Origin of the sequence: Nonomuraea sp. SYSU D8015, assembly GCF_008065375.1 — a bacterium.
GTDB lineage: Bacteria > Actinomycetota > Actinomycetes > Streptosporangiales > Streptosporangiaceae > Nonomuraea.
This window is the reverse complement of sequence record NZ_VJYI01000012.1, coordinates 245,786-261,441: the sequence shown is the minus strand read 5'-3', so window position 1 is coordinate 261,441 and position 15,656 is coordinate 245,786. Positions and strand designations below refer to the sequence as shown.

13 protein-coding genes are annotated in these 15,656 nt (G+C 70.7%); 4 read left to right on the top strand and 9 right to left on the bottom strand.

What is annotated here, in order from left to right; translation table 11 throughout:
* Positions 1–74: 74 nt before the first annotated feature.
* On the top strand, positions 75–572 hold the full coding sequence (locus ID574_RS39015; RefSeq protein WP_188194033.1) for a hypothetical protein: 498 nt from the start codon (positions 75–77) through the stop codon (positions 570–572).
* 563 nt (positions 573–1,135) lie between these two features.
* Here the strand turns inward: ID574_RS39015 and ID574_RS39010 are convergent.
* Both ID574_RS39010 and ID574_RS39005 read right to left on the bottom strand, forming a co-directional pair.
* Positions 1,136–2,647 (bottom strand): FHA domain-containing protein, encoded by a 1,512-nt coding sequence (locus ID574_RS39010; RefSeq protein WP_188194032.1) that lies wholly within the window; start codon positions 2,645–2,647, stop codon positions 1,136–1,138.
* A 351-nt stretch (positions 2,648–2,998) separates the two neighbouring features.
* Positions 2,999–4,135, bottom strand: a complete 1,137-nt coding sequence (locus tag ID574_RS39005; RefSeq protein ID WP_223167533.1) for a site-2 protease family protein — start codon at positions 4,133–4,135, stop codon at positions 2,999–3,001.
* Between the two features lie 159 nt (positions 4,136–4,294).
* Between ID574_RS39005 and ID574_RS39000 the strand changes: the two genes are divergently transcribed.
* From ID574_RS39000 to ID574_RS38990, 3 genes are all read left to right on the top strand, one after another.
* Positions 4,295–5,155, top strand: a complete 861-nt coding sequence (locus tag ID574_RS39000) for a RecB family exonuclease (protein WP_188194031.1) — start codon at positions 4,295–4,297, stop codon at positions 5,153–5,155.
* A gap of 264 nt (positions 5,156–5,419) precedes the next feature.
* The gene (locus ID574_RS61945) at positions 5,420–6,598 is read left to right on the top strand and encodes a sensor histidine kinase (RefSeq protein WP_188194030.1); all 1,179 of its coding nucleotides are present in this window, start codon (positions 5,420–5,422) and stop codon (positions 6,596–6,598) included.
* Positions 6,595–7,278 (top strand): response regulator, encoded by a 684-nt coding sequence (locus ID574_RS38990; protein WP_188194029.1) that lies wholly within the window; start codon positions 6,595–6,597, stop codon positions 7,276–7,278. The genes ID574_RS61945 and ID574_RS38990 overlap by 4 nt, the downstream gene beginning before the upstream one ends.
* Before the next feature lie 109 nt (positions 7,279–7,387).
* Here ID574_RS38990 and ID574_RS38985 read toward each other — a convergent pair whose 3' ends face one another.
* The 7 genes from ID574_RS38985 to ID574_RS38955 form a co-directional block, all read right to left on the bottom strand.
* Positions 7,388–8,416 carry an ABC transporter ATP-binding protein gene (locus ID574_RS38985; RefSeq protein ID WP_188194028.1) on the bottom strand — a complete coding sequence of 343 codons (1,029 nt, stop codon included), beginning with the start codon at positions 8,414–8,416 and terminating at the stop codon, positions 7,388–7,390.
* Entirely contained in the window at positions 8,413–9,438 is a 1,026-nt protein-coding gene (locus ID574_RS38980; RefSeq protein ID WP_188194027.1) for an ABC transporter ATP-binding protein, read from the bottom strand. The genes ID574_RS38985 and ID574_RS38980 overlap by 4 nt, the downstream gene beginning before the upstream one ends.
* Positions 9,435–10,448, bottom strand: coding sequence for an ABC transporter permease (locus ID574_RS38975; protein ID WP_188194026.1), 1,014 nt, complete (start codon positions 10,446–10,448; stop codon positions 9,435–9,437). Before ID574_RS38975 ends, ID574_RS38980 begins: the two co-directional genes overlap by 4 nt.
* An 87-nt stretch (positions 10,449–10,535) precedes the next feature.
* Positions 10,536–12,299, bottom strand: coding sequence for an ABC transporter substrate-binding protein (locus ID574_RS38970; protein ID WP_188194025.1), 1,764 nt, complete (start codon positions 12,297–12,299; stop codon positions 10,536–10,538).
* A gap of 47 nt (positions 12,300–12,346) precedes the next feature.
* A complete protein-coding gene (locus tag ID574_RS38965; protein WP_188194024.1) occupies positions 12,347–13,339 on the bottom strand; it encodes an ABC transporter permease in 993 nt (330 codons plus the stop codon).
* Between the two features lie 237 nt (positions 13,340–13,576).
* Positions 13,577–14,062: a cellulose synthase gene (locus tag ID574_RS38960; protein WP_188194023.1), complete on the bottom strand. Its 486-nt coding sequence runs from the start codon at positions 14,060–14,062 to the stop codon at positions 13,577–13,579.
* Between the two features lie 917 nt (positions 14,063–14,979).
* Positions 14,980–15,624 carry an HAD family hydrolase gene (locus ID574_RS38955; protein WP_188194022.1) on the bottom strand — a complete coding sequence of 215 codons (645 nt, stop codon included), beginning with the start codon at positions 15,622–15,624 and terminating at the stop codon, positions 14,980–14,982.
* Positions 15,625–15,656: the final 32 nt, after the last annotated feature.

Genomic DNA, 15,656 nt, shown 5'->3' with positions numbered 1-15,656 from the left:
GTCGGGACACCCGCACTCGAGAGTCGCGCGATCGGGCCGCGCGATCTCGCCGCCTCGGCCGAGGGATCATCACGATGCCACACAACCGGGTCGATGTCGCCATGCGTGAGCTCATCGCCGCGTTCTCCTGCCTGGAGGCGGCGGACGTGACCGATCGGCTGGCCCGCGCCGCCGCCGCGACCGCGGGCACCGCCTACGCGGGCTTCGTCCGCGTGGACGCGCTGCGGCGGGAGGCGATGTCGCTGCACGTGCACGCCCCGCCCGGGGACCCGCTGCGCGTGCGGCGCTGGCTGGCCGAATCGGGGGTGCTGAAGGAACTGGCGGCCTCCGCCGAGCCGGTGCTGCTGGCCCACGACACGACCGTGGGCGAGCCTGGTTTCCTGGCCACCCCCGTGCCGCTGGTGGCGCGGGAGCACACGTTCGTGTGGGTCGCGGGCCGCCGGTTCGGGGAGGGCGACGAGCATCTGCTCAGCCGCTTCGCGACGGCGGCCGGGCGGGCGCTGGAGGCCGCCAGCGGGCTGGAGGCGGCGGTGCGTCTGTTGCGGGGCGTACGGGCTTTCCGACCGGCCTAGGGCTCCGGGCCCTCGTTGGGGGCGTCCGGATCACCGGGAAAGGGGCAGCCGGTTGCCGGGCCGGGTTTCGCGGCGCGACGCCGTCGGCGGGCTTTCCATCGCCGTTCTTTTATCGGTTTCTTTGACATATTTAGCCGCTATTTCGACCGCTCATGACATTTACGCGGGCGGTGGGAATAAACCCAATGCCCGGCCCTTTTCCGGGGCGCTCCGGAGCCGCCCGGCCGGCCGCTCCCGGCGGCCCGGAGCCCCTGGATCCAGGGCCCTCCGGGGCGCGGCACCTCACGCCCACGCCCTTTTCGGTCATTCCCCGGAGACCCTGGTCGGGTATGTCGTTTGTGGGTCCTGATGGGCTGTGGAAACGGGACGTTCTGCCGGGGCGGCATTGACGTGGCCGGCGATTCGAGAAGATTTCGCCGCGCGCCGCAGAGGCTTTCCCGGACGCCGCAGAGGTTTTCCCGGACCGCGAACTCCCTGCGGTTTCACCCGCCGAAACGCGCGTCCCCGGGCACGAGGACGGCTCCTCGTGCCCGGGGACGCGATCACGCCAGACCCGGGAGGCCCTACCCCCGGTGCGCCTCGAAGCGGAGCGTGCGGGAGACGCCCACGCGGACCGTGGTGCCCGGGGCGATGGTGACGGGCTCGTTGGGCGGGATGTCGTAGAAGTTGGGGTCGCCCGGCGGCTGGATCTGGGTGCCGTTGACGGACCCCAGGTCCACCAGGTTGACGTCCCATCCGTCCAGCGCCACCCGCAGGTGCCGCCGCGAGACCGACCCGTCCGGGCTGGTCACCTTGGCGGGCCTGGCACTGCCGCCGGCCACTTCGGGCGCCCGCTCCGGGTCGCGCCCGAGCAGGTAGTCGGTCTCCAGCGGCAGCGCGGTGCCGTCGTCCAGGATGAGGACGCCGAGCGAGGGGCGCGGGCCCTTGTAGGGGACGAGGGTGCGCTGGACCAGGGCGATGCCGCAGACCGCGCAGTAGGGCACGCGCGGGTCGTTGAAGTGGTCGTTCTTGCAGTCGACGCCGTAGACCAGCGGGCGGTCGCCGTGGTCGGGCTGCTGCTGCTCCTGCGGCGGGGCCTGGTGGTCGAAGGGCTCGGGCTGGCCGATGACCGGGGGCGGGCCCTGGTCGAAGTGGTCCGGCGGGCCCATGTGCGGCTGGACCTGCTGCTCGCCGTTGCCGTTGCCAGAGGCGGGCTGCTCGTCGTACGGCGGGAACTGCGGCTGCTCCGGCAGGGGCGGCGGCTGCTCCTGATGCGGCTGGAAGGGCGGCGGCTCCTGCGGCGGGTGGAAGGGGGACGGCTGCTCCTGGTGCGGCCCGTACGGCGGCTGGTCCTGCGGCCCGTACGGCGGCTGATCCGGCGGCGTGTGGTAGGGCTGCTGGTCCGGCGGCGTGTGGTAGGACGGCTGCTCCACGACCGGAGGCGCCGGCTGAGGGCCCGAGGGCGGGCCCGACAGGACCGGCGGCTGGTCGGCCAGCGGGTACGGCGGCCGCTTCTCCTGCTGCTGCTGCGCGGGCGGCTGCGCCTGGACGAGGTCGGCCTCCATGTGGAAGGCCGTGGCGGGCATCTCGCTGGTCAGCGGCCTCGACGGGGCGTGGGAGGGCTCGTCGGTGAGGTCGCCGACGAGGCCGCCGCCGTGGACCACGCCGCCGTCGAAGCGTACGGCCGGGTGGGCGCTGCCGGCGCCGGGCAGGGTCAGCTCGACCCGCTCCACGGTGCCGGTGACGAGCCGGTCGGCCCAGGTCAGCGAGTCGCTGCCGGCCAGCCGCGTCTCGCCGGACGAGGTGCCGATGGTGGCCGAGGCCGAGCCGCTGACCAGCACGGCCACGCCGCCGTCGACGGGCCCCGCGACGGCGCAGGTGGCCGGGTCGCCGGCCATGTTGGCGGCCAGGACCTGCGCAGCGCGGCGGGCCAGCGCCCTGCCGTCGCCGCCGGAGGCGGCCGTCTCGCGCAGCGCGTCGAGCAGGCCGTCCGCGGTGGCCTCGCCCGGGTCGCACACCAGCAGCAGCCCGCCCACGTAGGCGACGAGTCCATCTCCAGGAAGCGGACGCACCACTCCGAAGCCTTGGTCGGTCATGCGTCCTCCCTCATGACCACCGTGCTGCGCTCATAGGTGCCCTCGCTGCGCTCGGTCACTCAACTCTCCTCCCCGGAAGCCGGCGATGTCACGGCACCCGCACTGCTGTGCTGGCCGATGCTGGCCACCAGCCATACGCATACCCAGACGACGAGGGCGTGTCGCGGCCCCGTCGTCTCGATTCGGTGAACCGGTGGACCGCAACAAACCCCTTAACTGTGCAAGTTTGGCCAAACAGAACACTATCGGCCAGTCGTCGCATCGCAGAAATCGCCGGAGTCCGATCCGGGCCACCCGAAACTGCTGGACATGACCCTAGCCGGGGGCCGCCGCTTAAACGAGTGGGACAAATCAGACGCCCGTGAAAACCCGGTTCACATCCGCCGTGGCGAGCACCCCGTACACCCCGCCACCGCGCTCGACCAGCAGGTATTCGCTGCCCGGGGCCTCGCGCATGGCCTCGATGAGCGGCTCGCCGGTCAGATCGGCGTCCAGGACCATGGTCGGCTCGAGGGACTTGGCGAGGGAGGCGACGTTGACCCAGGGGCGGCGGTGCTCGGGCGTGGCCTGCACGGCGGCCTCGTTGACGATCGCGAGGGGCCTGCCGTCGTGGTCGACCACCACGATGGCGCCCGCCCTCTTCTCGACGGCCTGCCGCAACGCCTCGGACAGCGGCGTCTCGGCGGTCACCGGGACCGCCCTGCGGGCCAGGGCGCGGGCGTTGAGCTGCGGGATCCTGGCCCGGATCTTGGCCACCCGCAGCGACTGGGAGGCGCCGGCCCAGATGAACCAGGCCAGCACCAGCGGCCACACCAGATCGGTGAAGTCGAGCTCCTGGCCGCCCGACAGGGACGTCGCCAGCGGCACGGCGACCAGCAGCACGGCCAGCACCCGGCCGCCCCAGGCGGCGACGATGGTGCCGGTGCCGGAGTTGCCGGCGACCTTCCACACCCCGGCGCGCAGCATCCGCCCGCCGTCGAGCGGCAGCCCGGGCAGCAGGTTGAACACGCCGACGATGAAGTTGGCCACCCACAGCTGCCAGATGAGCACCTCGGGGATGCCGCCGCTGTTGATCACGTAGACGTCGCCCAGCAGGCCGAGCCCGGCCAGCCCGAGCGAGAGCGCCGGCCCGGCCGCGGCCACCATGAACTCCTTGCCCGGCGTGGGCGGCTCCTTCTCGATCTCCGACACGCCGCCGAGGAGGTAGAGGGTGATCCTGCGCACCGGCAGGCCGTACCACTTGGCCAGGACGCTGTGCGCCAGCTCGTGCAGCAGCACCGAGACGTACAGAAGCACCGCGAACGCGAACGCCACCACGTAGGAGGCCACGCTGTCGAGCTCGGGCAGCATCTGCTGGAAGCGCGGCCCGAACATCAGGGTGATGAAGACCGCGACGACGAACCACGTCCACGAGACGTAGACGGGAATGCCGAACGGCTTTCCCATCCGAAGACCGGAGAACTCCTGCCGCGGGCTCTGCTCGCTCACCGCACTCCTTGCCGTCCTGCCGACGGGGACCTGCCGGCCCGTGGCCGTCCGTCTTCCCATTCGTCCGTGGTGTTGCTGCCTCGATGCTACGCGCCGCAGCACGTGATCCTCGATCTGCGGGGCGTTATTCTGTCGGGGTCTTGACCTAGAGTGCGGTGCATGACATTGACCGAGCCGGTGATCATCGGAGCTCTCTCCCCGTCCCGGGCGGGCGATTTCATGACCTGCCCGCTGCTCTATCGCTTCCGGGTGATCGACCAGCTGCCGGAGAGACCCTCGCAGGCGGCGGTCCGCGGCACGGTGGTCCATGCGGTCCTGGAGCGCCTCTACGACCTGCCGGCGCCGCGCCGGTCGGTGGAGTCGGCGCTGGCCTTACTGGAGCCGCAGTGGGAGCGGCTGCTGGCCGAAGATCCGCAATACGCCGGGATGTTCGCCGACGCCGCCGAGCAGTCCGAGTGGCTGGCGCAGGCGCGGGGCATGCTGGAGCGCTACTTCACGCTGGAGGACCCGACGCGGCTGGAGCCCGCCGAGCGCGAGCTCTACGTGGAGGCGGTCCTCGACGGAGGGCTGATGCTGCGGGGCTACGTCGACCGGCTCGACGTGGCGCCGACCGGCGAGGTCCGGGTGGTCGACTACAAGACGGGCAGCGCGCCGGGGCCCGACTTCGAGGCCAAGGCGCTGTTCCAGATGAAGTTCTACGCTCTGGTGCTGTGGCGGCTGCGCGGGCAGGTGCCGCGGCTGCTGCAGCTGGTCTATCTCGGGGGCGCGGGCGAGGTGCTGCGGTACGCGCCGGACGAGGCCGACCTGCTGGCCACCGAGCGCAAGGTGATGGCGTTGTGGGCGGCGATCGAGCGGTCGATGGAGACCGGCGAGTGGCGGGCCCGGCGCAGCCGGCTGTGCGACTGGTGCGACCACCAGGCGCTGTGCCCGGAGTTCGGGGGCACCCCTCCCCCGGTCCCCGACCGCCGGCCCGGCGACACCCTGCGCAGCAACCGCCGCTCGGCCACCGACGAGCTGTGACGGCGGGCCGGTCCCTTGACGGCCGGTCCCTTGACGGCCGGTCCCTTGACGGCCGGTCCCTTGACGGGCGCCCGCCGGTGCAAGCCCGCGCACGTCCGGGACACAGCAGGGGCACGGCAGGGGCACGGGATGATCAGGCGCTCGTGACGCGCGCGGAGCGGCGGAGCGGGGCCCGTGGGGCTGTGTCAGGGTCTCGGACGTAGGCGCGGCTAATCCTCCCGAGGGAGGAGGTTCGGGGCTCTCACCTGGACCTACAGTAAAGCGGTGCGCATCGACCGAACCAGGCTCCACGACGCGGTCCTAGCCGGCGTGGTGGCCGCAGTCTCGGCGATGTTGTTCGTGCTGTACGACCCCCGGCGCCTCGACCTGGACGAGGTCCTGTTGACCGGGAGCCTGCGCCCGCCGGACGCGCTGGGCACGTCGCTGCTGCTGCTGGCGGCCGTGCCGGTGGCGGCGCGCCGCAGGTGGCCGCTGGCGGCCCTGTGCGCGAGCCTGGCGACGGAGACGCTGCTGACGCTGCTCGGATACAGCTCAGGGGTGGTCGGCCTGGCCGGGATGGTGCTGCTGTATTCCGTGGCGTCCCATCGCGGTCTGGCGGTGGCGCTCTGCGGCCTGCTGATGTCGCTGGGCGCGTACGCCTTCGGGGCCATGGCCGGCCCCGTCAGGGCGGTGGGCTGGACCGACCACGTGATGGTCGTCGTGGTGCTGGGGGCGGTGTGGGGTGCGGGCCGGAGCCTGCGGCTGCGCCGGGCGTACCTGGAGGAGCTGAGGGACCGGGCGGCGCGGCTGGAGCGGGCGCATGCGGCGGACACGCGGGCGGCGCGGGCCGAGGAGCGCTCGAGGATCGCCCGTGAGCTGCACGACGTGGTCGCCCACCACGTCAGCGTGATGATCGTGCAGGCCGCGGCGGCGCGCCGGGTGCTGTCCTCCGACCCGGAGCTGGCCGGTGAGGCGCTGTCGGCGATCGAGCAGACGGGGCGCATGGCGATGGCGGAGATGCGCAACATCGTCGGCGTGCTGCGCACCGATTCCCGGGCCGAGCTGGGGCCGCAGCCGGGCGTGCAGGACCTGCCGGCGCTGGTGGAGCAGATGCGGGAGGCGGGGCTGCCGACGCGGCTGCTGGTGGAGGGCGAGCCGCGGCCGCTGCCCGCGGGGGTCGACCTGGCCGCCTACCGGCTGGTCCAGGAGGGGCTGACGAACAGCCTGCGGCACGCGGGGGCCGGGGCGGAGGCGGTGGTGACGGTCCGGCACAAGCCGCGCGAGCTGGACGTCCGGGTGGAGGATGACGGGGCCGGCGCCTCGGATCTGTACCTGCGGTCAGGGCATGGTTTGGTGGGCATTCGCGAACGGGTGGCACTCTATGGTGGAATCCTGAGCATCGGTCCGTTGCCGGGGGGCGGTTTCGAGGTGCGGGCGAGGTTCCCGTTGAAGGACGGCCAATGACGATCAGAGTGCTGCTGGTGGACGATCAGCCGCTGCTGCGCACGGGATTCCGCCTGATCCTGGAGGCCGAGCCCGACATCACGGTGGTGGGCCAGGCGGGCGACGGCAAGGACGCGATGGAGCAGACGCGGGCGCTGCTGCCCGACGTGGTGCTGATGGACATCCGGATGCCCGGGGTCGACGGCATCGAGGCGACGCGCAGAATCGTTCGGGAGGCGGCGCCGGCGGCGCACGTGCCGAAGGTGCTGGTGCTGACGACGTTCGACCTGGACGAGTACATCGTGGAGGCGCTGCGGTCGGGCGCGTCGGGGTTCCTGCTGAAGGACGTGCCGCCGGACGAGCTGGTGCAGGCGATCCGGGTGGTGGCGGCGGGCGACGCGATCGTGGCGCCGAGCGTGACGAGGCGGCTGCTGGACCGGTTCGCGACGCGGCTGCCGTCGGCGTACGAGCAGGCCGCGCCGGCCCGGCTGGACCGGCTGACCGAGCGCGAGCTCGAGGTGCTGCGGCTGATCGCCAAGGGCATGTCCAACGCGGAGATCGCGGCCAAGCTCGTGGTGAGCGAGACGACGGTCAAGACACACGTCGGCAACGTGCTGACGAAGCTGGGGCTGCGGGATCGCGTGCAGGCCGTGGTGCTGGCCTACGAGACGGGGCTGATCACGCCGGGCGCCTTATCGTGAACGGCTGACGCCGCGCCCGGGCGTTCGGCCCGGACGCGGCGGCGCGTCAGCCCGGGCGACCCGGCCCGGACGCGATGACGCCTCAGCCCGGGCGACCCGGCCGGGCGCGTCAGTCCTGGGAGGCGGGCGCGGCGGCCGCGGCTGGCACCTCGGGGGCGTTCTCCGGGAAGTGGCAGGCAACGCGGTGGCCGCTGGCCAGCTCCTCCAGCGGAGGCTCGACCGTGCGGCAGATCTCCTGCGCCTTCCAGCAGCGGGTGTGGAAGCGGCAGGCGGGCGGCGGGTTGAGCGGGCTCGGGACGTCGCCGGTGAGCCGGATGCGCTCGCGTTCCTTGCGGGACTTCGGGTCCGGCACGGGCACGGCCGACAGCAGGGCGTTCGTGTACGGGTGCATCGGCGAGGAGTAGAGCCGCTTGCGGTCGGCGATCTCGACGATCTTGCCCAGGTACATCACGGCGACCCGGTCGCTGATGTGGCGCACCACCGACAGGTCGTGGGCGATCACGACGTAGGTCAGGTCGAGCTCGTTCTGCAGGTCTTCCAGCAGGTTGACGACCTGGGCCTGGATGGACACGTCGAGGGCGGAGACCGGCTCGTCGGCGATGATGAGCTTGGGCTTGAGCGCGAGCGTCCGGGCGATGCCGATGCGCTGGCGCTGGCCGCCGGAGAACTCGTGCGGGTAGCGGTTGTAGTGCTCGGGGTTGAGCCCGACGAGCGCCAGGATGTCCTGGACGGCCTTCTTGATGCCCTGCTCGGTCTTGACGCCCTGGATGCGGAACGGGGCGCCGACGATGGCGCCGACCGTGTGGCGGGGGTTGAGCGACGAGTACGGGTCCTGGAAGATCATCTGCATGTCGCGCCGGAGCGGGCGGAGCCTGCCCTGGCTCATGTGCGTGATGTCCTGGCCCTCGAAGATCACCTTGCCGCCGGTGGGTTCGAGCAGCCGGGTGACCAGGCGTCCCGTCGTGGACTTGCCGCAGCCCGACTCGCCCACCAGGCCGAGCGTCTCGCCCTTGAACACGTCGAAGCTGATCCCGTCGACCGCCTTGACCGCGCCGACCTGCCTTTTGAGCAGGCCCTTCGTCACGGGGAAGTGCTTCTCCAGGTTCTGCACGGACAGAAGCAGCTCTGTTTCGCTCACTGGGTCTCCAGCACTGGCTTGATCTCGTTCTCCCACAGGTTCCGCCGCTCGGCCCTGCTCATGTGGCAGCGCACCAGGTGGCCGCCCTCGGTCTCGGCCAGCTCCGGCACGACGGTCGTGGCCTTGCCCTCGGTGCGCTCGGCGTACGGGCAGCGGGGGTTGAACGCGCAGCCGGACGGCACGTTGATCAGCGACGGCGGGGAGCCCTTGATCGGCAGCAGCCGCTCGGTGGGCTCGCGGTCGAGACGCGGCATGGAGCCCAGCAGACCCCAGGTGTAGGGGTGCTCGGGGCGGTAGAAGATGTCGTCGGCGGCGCCGTACTCGACGCACTTGCCGGCGTACATGACGAGGATGTCGTCGGACAGCTCGGCCACCACGCCCAGGTCGTGGGTGATGACGATGAGCGCCGAGTTGAACTCGCGCTGCAGGTCGCGCATCAGGTCGAGGATCTGGGCCTGGACGGTCACGTCGAGCGCGGTGGTGGGCTCGTCGGCGATGAGCAGCTCCGGGTCGCACGACAGCGCCATCGCGATCATGGCGCGCTGCCGCATGCCGCCGGAGAACTCGTGCGGGTAGCTGTCGACCCGCCTGGCCGGCTCGGGGATGCCGACGCGGCCGAGCATGTCGATGGCGTGCTTGCGGGCGACCTGCTTGGAGACGTCGTGATGGATGCGGTAGGCCTCGATGATCTGGTGGCCGACCGTGTAGTACGGGTGCATCGACGACAGCGGATCCTGGAAGATCATCGCCATCTTCTTGCCGCGCAGGGTGCGCACGTGCTCGGCGGTGGCGCCGACGAGCTCCTCACCGTCGAGCCAGATCTCGCCGGAGATCCTGGCGCGGCCGCCCTTGTGCAGGCCGAGCACGCCGAGGCTGGTCACGCTCTTGCCGGAGCCGGACTCACCGACGATGCCCAGGGTCTTGCCGCGCTCGACGCCGAACGACAGGCCGTCGACGGACTTGACCAGACCGTCGTCGGTCGGGAAGTGGATCTTCAGATCCTTGACGTCAAGGAAGCTCACGACAACCTCACCCTCGGGTCGACCACGGCGTAGAGCAGGTCGACGACCAGGCTCGCGATCACGACGAACAGCGCGGCGATCAGGACGACGCCCATGACCTGCGGCAGGTCCTGGTTTCTGATGGCCAGGATGGCGTACTGGCCCAGTCCTGGCAGAGTATAGGTCGTCTCGGTGAGCACGGCGCCGCCGATGAGCAGGCCGAAGTCGATGCCGAAGAGGGTGAGGATCGGCGTCAGCGCGGCGCGCAGGCCGTGCTTGACGATGACCTCCCGCTCGCGCAGGCCCTTGGCGCGGGCGGTGCGGATGTAGTCCTCCCCCATGGTCTCCAGCATGCCCGCCCGGGTGAGCCTGGCGTAGCCCGCCGCGAACAGGAACGCCAGCGTGATCCACGGCAGCAGCAGGTTGTAGGCCCATTGCGCCGGGTTGTCGAGGAACGCGGTGTACGCGCCGCCGGGCGCCGTCCAGCCCAGGCCGTAGCTGAAGATCACCAGCGTGATCATGCCGGTGAAGAAGATGGGCAGCGACACGCCGGCCAGCGCGGTGCCCATCGACAGCCGGTCGAAGAAGCTGCCGCGGCGCAGCGCGGACAGCACTCCCACGCCGATGCCGGCCAGCACCCAGATGATGGCGGCGCCGATGGCCAGGGAGAAGGTGACCGGCAGGCGGTCGAGGAGGTCGGGCCAGACGGGCTGGCCGCTGATGAAGGAGTAGCCGAAACACGGCGCCGGGCACTGCTCGACCCCCGCGCCGTAGTCGTACTCGGCACCGGCGACGAGGCCCTTGACGAACCGGCCGTACTGCACGACCACCGGGTCGTAGAAACCCAGCTTCTGTGCGACCAGGTGCACCGTCTCCGGTGTGGCCGCGCGCCCCACGTACCGCGAGGCGAGGGCCTCGGGCGTGGCCCCGGCCCACTGGGGCACGATGTAGAAGATGCCGAAGGTGACCATGCTGATCACGATGAGCATCGCGAGCGCGCCGATCAGACGCCTGATGATGTATGTGAGCACCGCTCCCGGCCGAGCGGCCCGGCCCGTCGCCGGGCCAGGCCGCTCCCGCCTTCACCTGCCTTCGTTAGATCCCCGAGCTTGGCCTGATCACTGGACGCCGAGCAGGATGTAGTCGTACGCCTGCTGGCCCTCGTTGTAGGCGAGGTTCGTCACGCCCTGGCCGCGCAGCAGCAGGGCCTTGGCCCAGACCACGGGAAGGATGGAGGCGTCCTCCATGACCTTCTTGTCCACGTCGACCCACAGCTTCTCACGGGCCGTCGCGTCGAGCTCCGCCGAGGCCTGGTCGATCAGCTTGTCGACCTCGGGGTTCTTGACGCTGAGGTTGTAGTTGCCGGCCGGGCGGATGGTGCGGCTGTCGACGATGGCCTGCAGGAAGCCGTAACCGTCGGGCCAGTCCGAACCCCAGCCGTGGGCGGCCAGGCCGATGCCGTTCTTCTTCACGTACTCGACGTTGCCGGCGTAGTCGGAGAAGTAGCTGGAGGCCGGGAAGCCCTTGAGCGTCAGCTTGATGCCGACCCGGGCCAGCGCCTGCTGCATCGCCTCGGCCAGCGCCTTCTCACGCGGACGGTCGGAGCGGAAGGACATCGTGGTGGAGAAGCCGTTGGGCTGGCCGCAGGCCGCCAGGGCCTCCTTGGCCTTGTTGACGTCGCCCTTGTTCTCCGGCGTCTGGTACAGGTCGAACTTCTGCTGGCCCTTGATGGGCGGCGGCATGACGTTCGTGGCGATGTCGCCGCCGGCGACGGGGCCGCCGAAGGCGGTCTGGTTGGCGACGCGGTCCGCGGCCCACATGACGGCCTTGCGGCAGTCGGGGTTGTCCAGCGGCTTGGTGTCGGGGATGACCGACACGAACCACAGACGCTGCAGGACCGGGTTGTCGGTCCGGGCCTTCAGCTGCGGGTCGGGCAGGACCTTGCCCAGCGCGGCCGGCTGCAGGCCGGTGCCCGGGACGTCCAGGTGGATGTTGCCGGCGATGAGCTGGTTGTCCAGGTCGTCGGCGTTGACGTTGAGCTGGACCTCGATGCGGTCGGGCAGCGCCGGCCGGTTGGGGTCGGTCGCCGGGTCCCACTGGTCGTTGCGCACGAGGGTCAGGCGCTTGCCGGCCTCGACGGTCTCGAACTTGTAGGGCCCCGTGGAGATCACGTGCTCGCGGTACTTGGCGCCGGTGTCCTTGTCCTTGGGCACCGGGGCGGTCATCGGCATCTGGACGATGTAGTCCATCGACGCGAACGGCTTCTTCAGGTGGAAGACGACCGTGGTGTCGTCGGTTGCCTCGACGGCCGACTTGTAGTCCACGTCGGGGGTCTTGTAGACGCCCTTGAAGTCCTTCGGCCAGTCCAGCAGCTCATTGAGGTAGGAGGGGCCGTGCGTGAAGGTCTCCTTGTCGAAGGACCTGGCCACCGCGTACGCCACGTCCTTGGCGGTGATCGGCGTGCCGTCCTCGAACTTCAGACCACTCTTGATCTTGTACGTCCACGTCTTGCCGTCGCTGCTCGGCTGGCCGAGCCCCTCGGCCAGGTCGGGCACCACGGTGGCGCCCTCGGGCCCCGGACCCGGCTTGTACATCGTCAGCGTCCGCCAGTAGAGGCGGCCGAAGTTGAACGAGTAGCCGTAGTAGGTGTCGGCCGGGTCAAGGCTGTCCCAGTCGGAGGAGTGCGCCGCCTTCAGCGTCCCCCCCTTCTTGGTGGAAGGGTTGAACACCTGGCTCAGCGCGACGTTCGCCGCGGGTTGCGCGGCGCCGCCGCTCGCCGACTGGGCGGGCTGCTGCGGCGTGCCGCCGCCTCCGCCACAGGCGGAGAGCACCAAGGCGAGCGCCGCTGTCGCGGCCGCCGCCAGTGCGGATTTCCTTCTCATTGACTAACCCCTTGTTAGTGAGATGGGGGATGGAGCGTTGGCGAAGGTCAGTGCGCGCGCGGGTCGAAGGCGTCCCTAAGCCCGTCGCCGAACAGGTTGAACGCCAGGACCGTGATGAAGATCGCCAGGCCCGGGAAGAGCACGAAGTGCGGCAGCGTGTAGAACCGCACCGCCTCCGAGAGCATGCCGCCCCAGGTCGGGGTGGGCGGGTTGATGCCGACTCCCAGGAACGAGAGCGCGGCCTCGAACAGGATGTTGGTCGGAATGAGCAAGGTCGCGTAGACCAGGATCGGCGCCATCAGGTTGGGCAGGACCTCGCGGAAGAGGATGTACCCGTGGCGTGCCCCGAGGCTGCGGGCGGCGTCGACGAACTCGCGCTCGCGCAGCGACAGCGTCTGCCCGCGAACGATGCGGCCGATGCTGGGCCAGCTGAAGAAGCCGATGATGAAGATCAGCATCGCCACCCGCAGCCCGTTGCCCTCCAGGCCGAACCCCTTGTCCGGGATGACGCCCGCCAGCGCGATCGCGAAGACCAGCAGCGGGAAGGCGAGGAAGACGTCCATGATGCGGCCGATCACCTGGTCGACCCAGCCGCCGAAGTAGCCGGCCAGAACGCCCATGACGGTGCCGATGAGGACGGATACGAGCGTGGCGAGGAAGCCGATCAGCAGCGAGATCCCGGCGCCGGCCACGATGCGGCTGAAGATGTCGCGGCCGTTGACGGGCTCGACGCCGAGCAGGTATTCGCTGCTCATGCCGCCGAACGTGCCTTTGGGCAGAAGCGTGTTCTGGTCGATCGCGTCCTGGTGGAACTCCAGGGGCGGGTGGCCGAAGGCGGCGATGATGGGCGACGAGAAGATCGACATGATGATCAGCAGCAGGACGACGACCCCGCCGGCCAGCGCGATCTTGTCTCGCCTCAGCCGCATCCAGGCGATCCTGGTGAGGGATCGGCCCTGGATGGCCTTGCCCGCTCCCGCGAGCACCGACTCCGGATGCGCTTCTGCCGCAGAACCGGAAACGTCTAGCGGCGCGGTCATGCGAAATTGCCCCCTGGATCCAGACGACGCTGTCTATTGGAACTGACTTTAGACCGCGAGTCGCGACCTCAGGAGGCAGAATCTATGGCCTGAGCTGCGCTGACCAGCCCCTCAGGCCGCTATGTGGCTAATCTGTGATTGATGCGAAACTCATTCGTGTTGATCTTGAGGGAAATGTCTTGAGCGCGTCCCGTTCAGGTCTCGGAACTGTGACAGAACTCGGATCCGGCGGTCGATTCAGCTGATGCCGCGGCGTTTGAGAAGCTCCTCGATGTCGGAAAAGTCATCGTCGCCGCCTGCTTTCTGAGCGGTCACGGCGGGCTTCGGCTTGCCTGCGGTGGCCGCCGGCTTGTTCGCGCCAGGCTGAACGGGCTGCTGCGCCGGCGTGTCCCCGCCGGTCTTCTTCCTGCCCATGGACAGCTTTCTGCCACGCATGACACCGGACACCACGAACAGCACGGCCGACAGTCCCGCCACGGCCACACCGGCCCACACCGTGGGGTTGAACACGAGGCTCGTCACGAAGGTCACGACGGCGGCGCCGATGTTCCACAACGTCTGCAGCGCCTTCGTCAAGTACGCGGCCAGGGGTAGCAGCGCCCACGCCGCGACCCGTATCCCCGAAGCCGCTCCCCTGCGGCGGAACGCCAGGAAGCTCAGCACCAGCCCCACCGCGGTGAGTCCGGCGCAAAGCGGGAACCACGCGATCTGGGTGAAATCCATGAGGGCACCCTCCGTCTCGGCTACTTCTTCCATCCTGGCACGCGACCTGCCAGTTGCCTCTCCTCCGTGAGAACCAGGCTTCCCCTAGGGGGACGTACATCCGCTTCTCGGGGTACGAGCGGCGCTCCTTGGGGGTACGAGCGGCCTTCCCCTGATACGGGCGCCACCGCTCGCCTGCGCGGGCACCGGCCTCACGGGACGAGCGGCGCTTCTCCGAACGGACGGCAACTCCGCGGAACGCACGGCGCCTCCCCTCAACGGACAGCCCCACGGCACGGGCGGCCCCACCGCACGGGGCGGCCCCACGGCACGGGCGGCACTCGGCGCGACCAGCGGCTCCACGGCGGCCCCACAAGCCCGGCGACGTCCCCTAGGACGAGCGATGCCGTGCGGCGCGGCTCTCGTTACGGCCCAGCAGCTCCTCTCAGCTACCAGACACGCGCCGGCCCAGGCTCCGGCCGCCGACCGCCGGCCCCAGGACGACGGACTGGCCGATGGACGGCCGCCTTGAGGTGCGGTGGCTCGGCATGGGCGGCCCCTCGGACGGCTCCGTGACCCCTGGGATCCGACCCGCGCGCTGCGGTCGGCCGGCGCGGCACTCGCGCCGACGGTGGCCAGGCCGCAGATCGTGGGAAGGCGGCGGGACGGCGAAGCACGATGCGGCAAGGCCGCGCGACGTGCCAACGCCCCGCGGCGCGGCAACGCAACGTGGCAAGGCGGCGCGGCGCGGCAACGCAACGTGGAAAGCGGTGCGCACGTGCACGGCGACGTGGCCTGGGAGAGCAGCGCGACGTCGGTGGGCCGTGGCGGGCTGCACGTTCGGCCCGGGGCCCGCTGCTGGAGTCGCTCGCGCAGCAGCGGCGGGTGCGGCTGCTCGCGATCAGCCGGCGGCCGGCCGCGGAGCCGGGGCGAAGAGGTCAGGAAGGCAGGAGGGCGCGGAGGTCCTGAACCGTGACGGCGGTGAGGGACGGGACGACCATGCGGCCGGGAGCCGGTTCGATGGGCAGGAGGCTGGGGACCGCGACGACCGCGCAGCCGGCGGCGGTCGCGGCCGCCACGCCGTTCGGCGAGTCCTCCAGCACCACGCACCGCACCGGCTCGACTCCCAGCAGCCCCGCGGCCGTGAGGTACGGCTCCGGATCCGGCTTGGTGTGCGAGACGTCGTCGGCGGTCACCACGACGTCGAAGCGGTCCCTGCCGACGCTCTTGAGCACCGCGTCGGCGATCTCCTTGAGCGACGAGGTGACGAGCCCGGAGGGCACCCCCTCGGCCCGGACGGCGTCGAGGAGCTCGACGGCGCCCGGCATCACGTGCACGCCCTCCGACAGCCGGGCGACCATGCCGTCCGTCATCCACTCCCGCACGGTGGCGGCGGGCACGCCGGAGCCCGACACGGCCAGCATGTAGTCGACCGTCCGCTCCATGGACCCGCCGACCAGGTGGACCTGGTGCTCGGGCGTCCACCGCGCGCCCAGCCTGGCCATCACCTCGGTCTCGATCTGCAGCCAGACCCGCTCGCTGTCGACCAGCAGCCCGTCCATGTCGAAGAAAACGGCTTCCATGCCTGCCCCGATCCGTAGTCACGTGCACGCCA

What these genes read in the sequence shown, in the direction of transcription:
- ID574_RS39015 (WP_188194033.1), top strand. Translation starts at nt 75, where the DNA reads ATGCCACACAACCGGGTCGATGTCGCCATGCGTGAGCTCATCGCCGCG.
- ID574_RS39010 (WP_188194032.1), bottom strand. Translation starts at nt 2,647, where the DNA reads ATGACCGACCAAGGCTTCGGAGTGGTGCGTCCGCTTCCTGGAGATGGA.
- ID574_RS39000 (WP_188194031.1), top strand. Translation starts at nt 4,295, where the DNA reads ATGACATTGACCGAGCCGGTGATCATCGGAGCTCTCTCCCCGTCCCGG.
- ID574_RS38990 (WP_188194029.1), top strand. Translation starts at nt 6,595, where the DNA reads ATGACGATCAGAGTGCTGCTGGTGGACGATCAGCCGCTGCTGCGCACG.
- ID574_RS38970 (WP_188194025.1), bottom strand. Translation starts at nt 12,299, where the DNA reads ATGAGAAGGAAATCCGCACTGGCGGCGGCCGCGACAGCGGCGCTCGCC.
- ID574_RS38965 (WP_188194024.1), bottom strand. Translation starts at nt 13,339, where the DNA reads ATGACCGCGCCGCTAGACGTTTCCGGTTCTGCGGCAGAAGCGCATCCG.
- ID574_RS38960 (WP_188194023.1), bottom strand. Translation starts at nt 14,062, where the DNA reads ATGGATTTCACCCAGATCGCGTGGTTCCCGCTTTGCGCCGGACTCACC.
- ID574_RS38955 (WP_188194022.1), bottom strand. Translation starts at nt 15,624, where the DNA reads ATGGAAGCCGTTTTCTTCGACATGGACGGGCTGCTGGTCGACAGCGAG.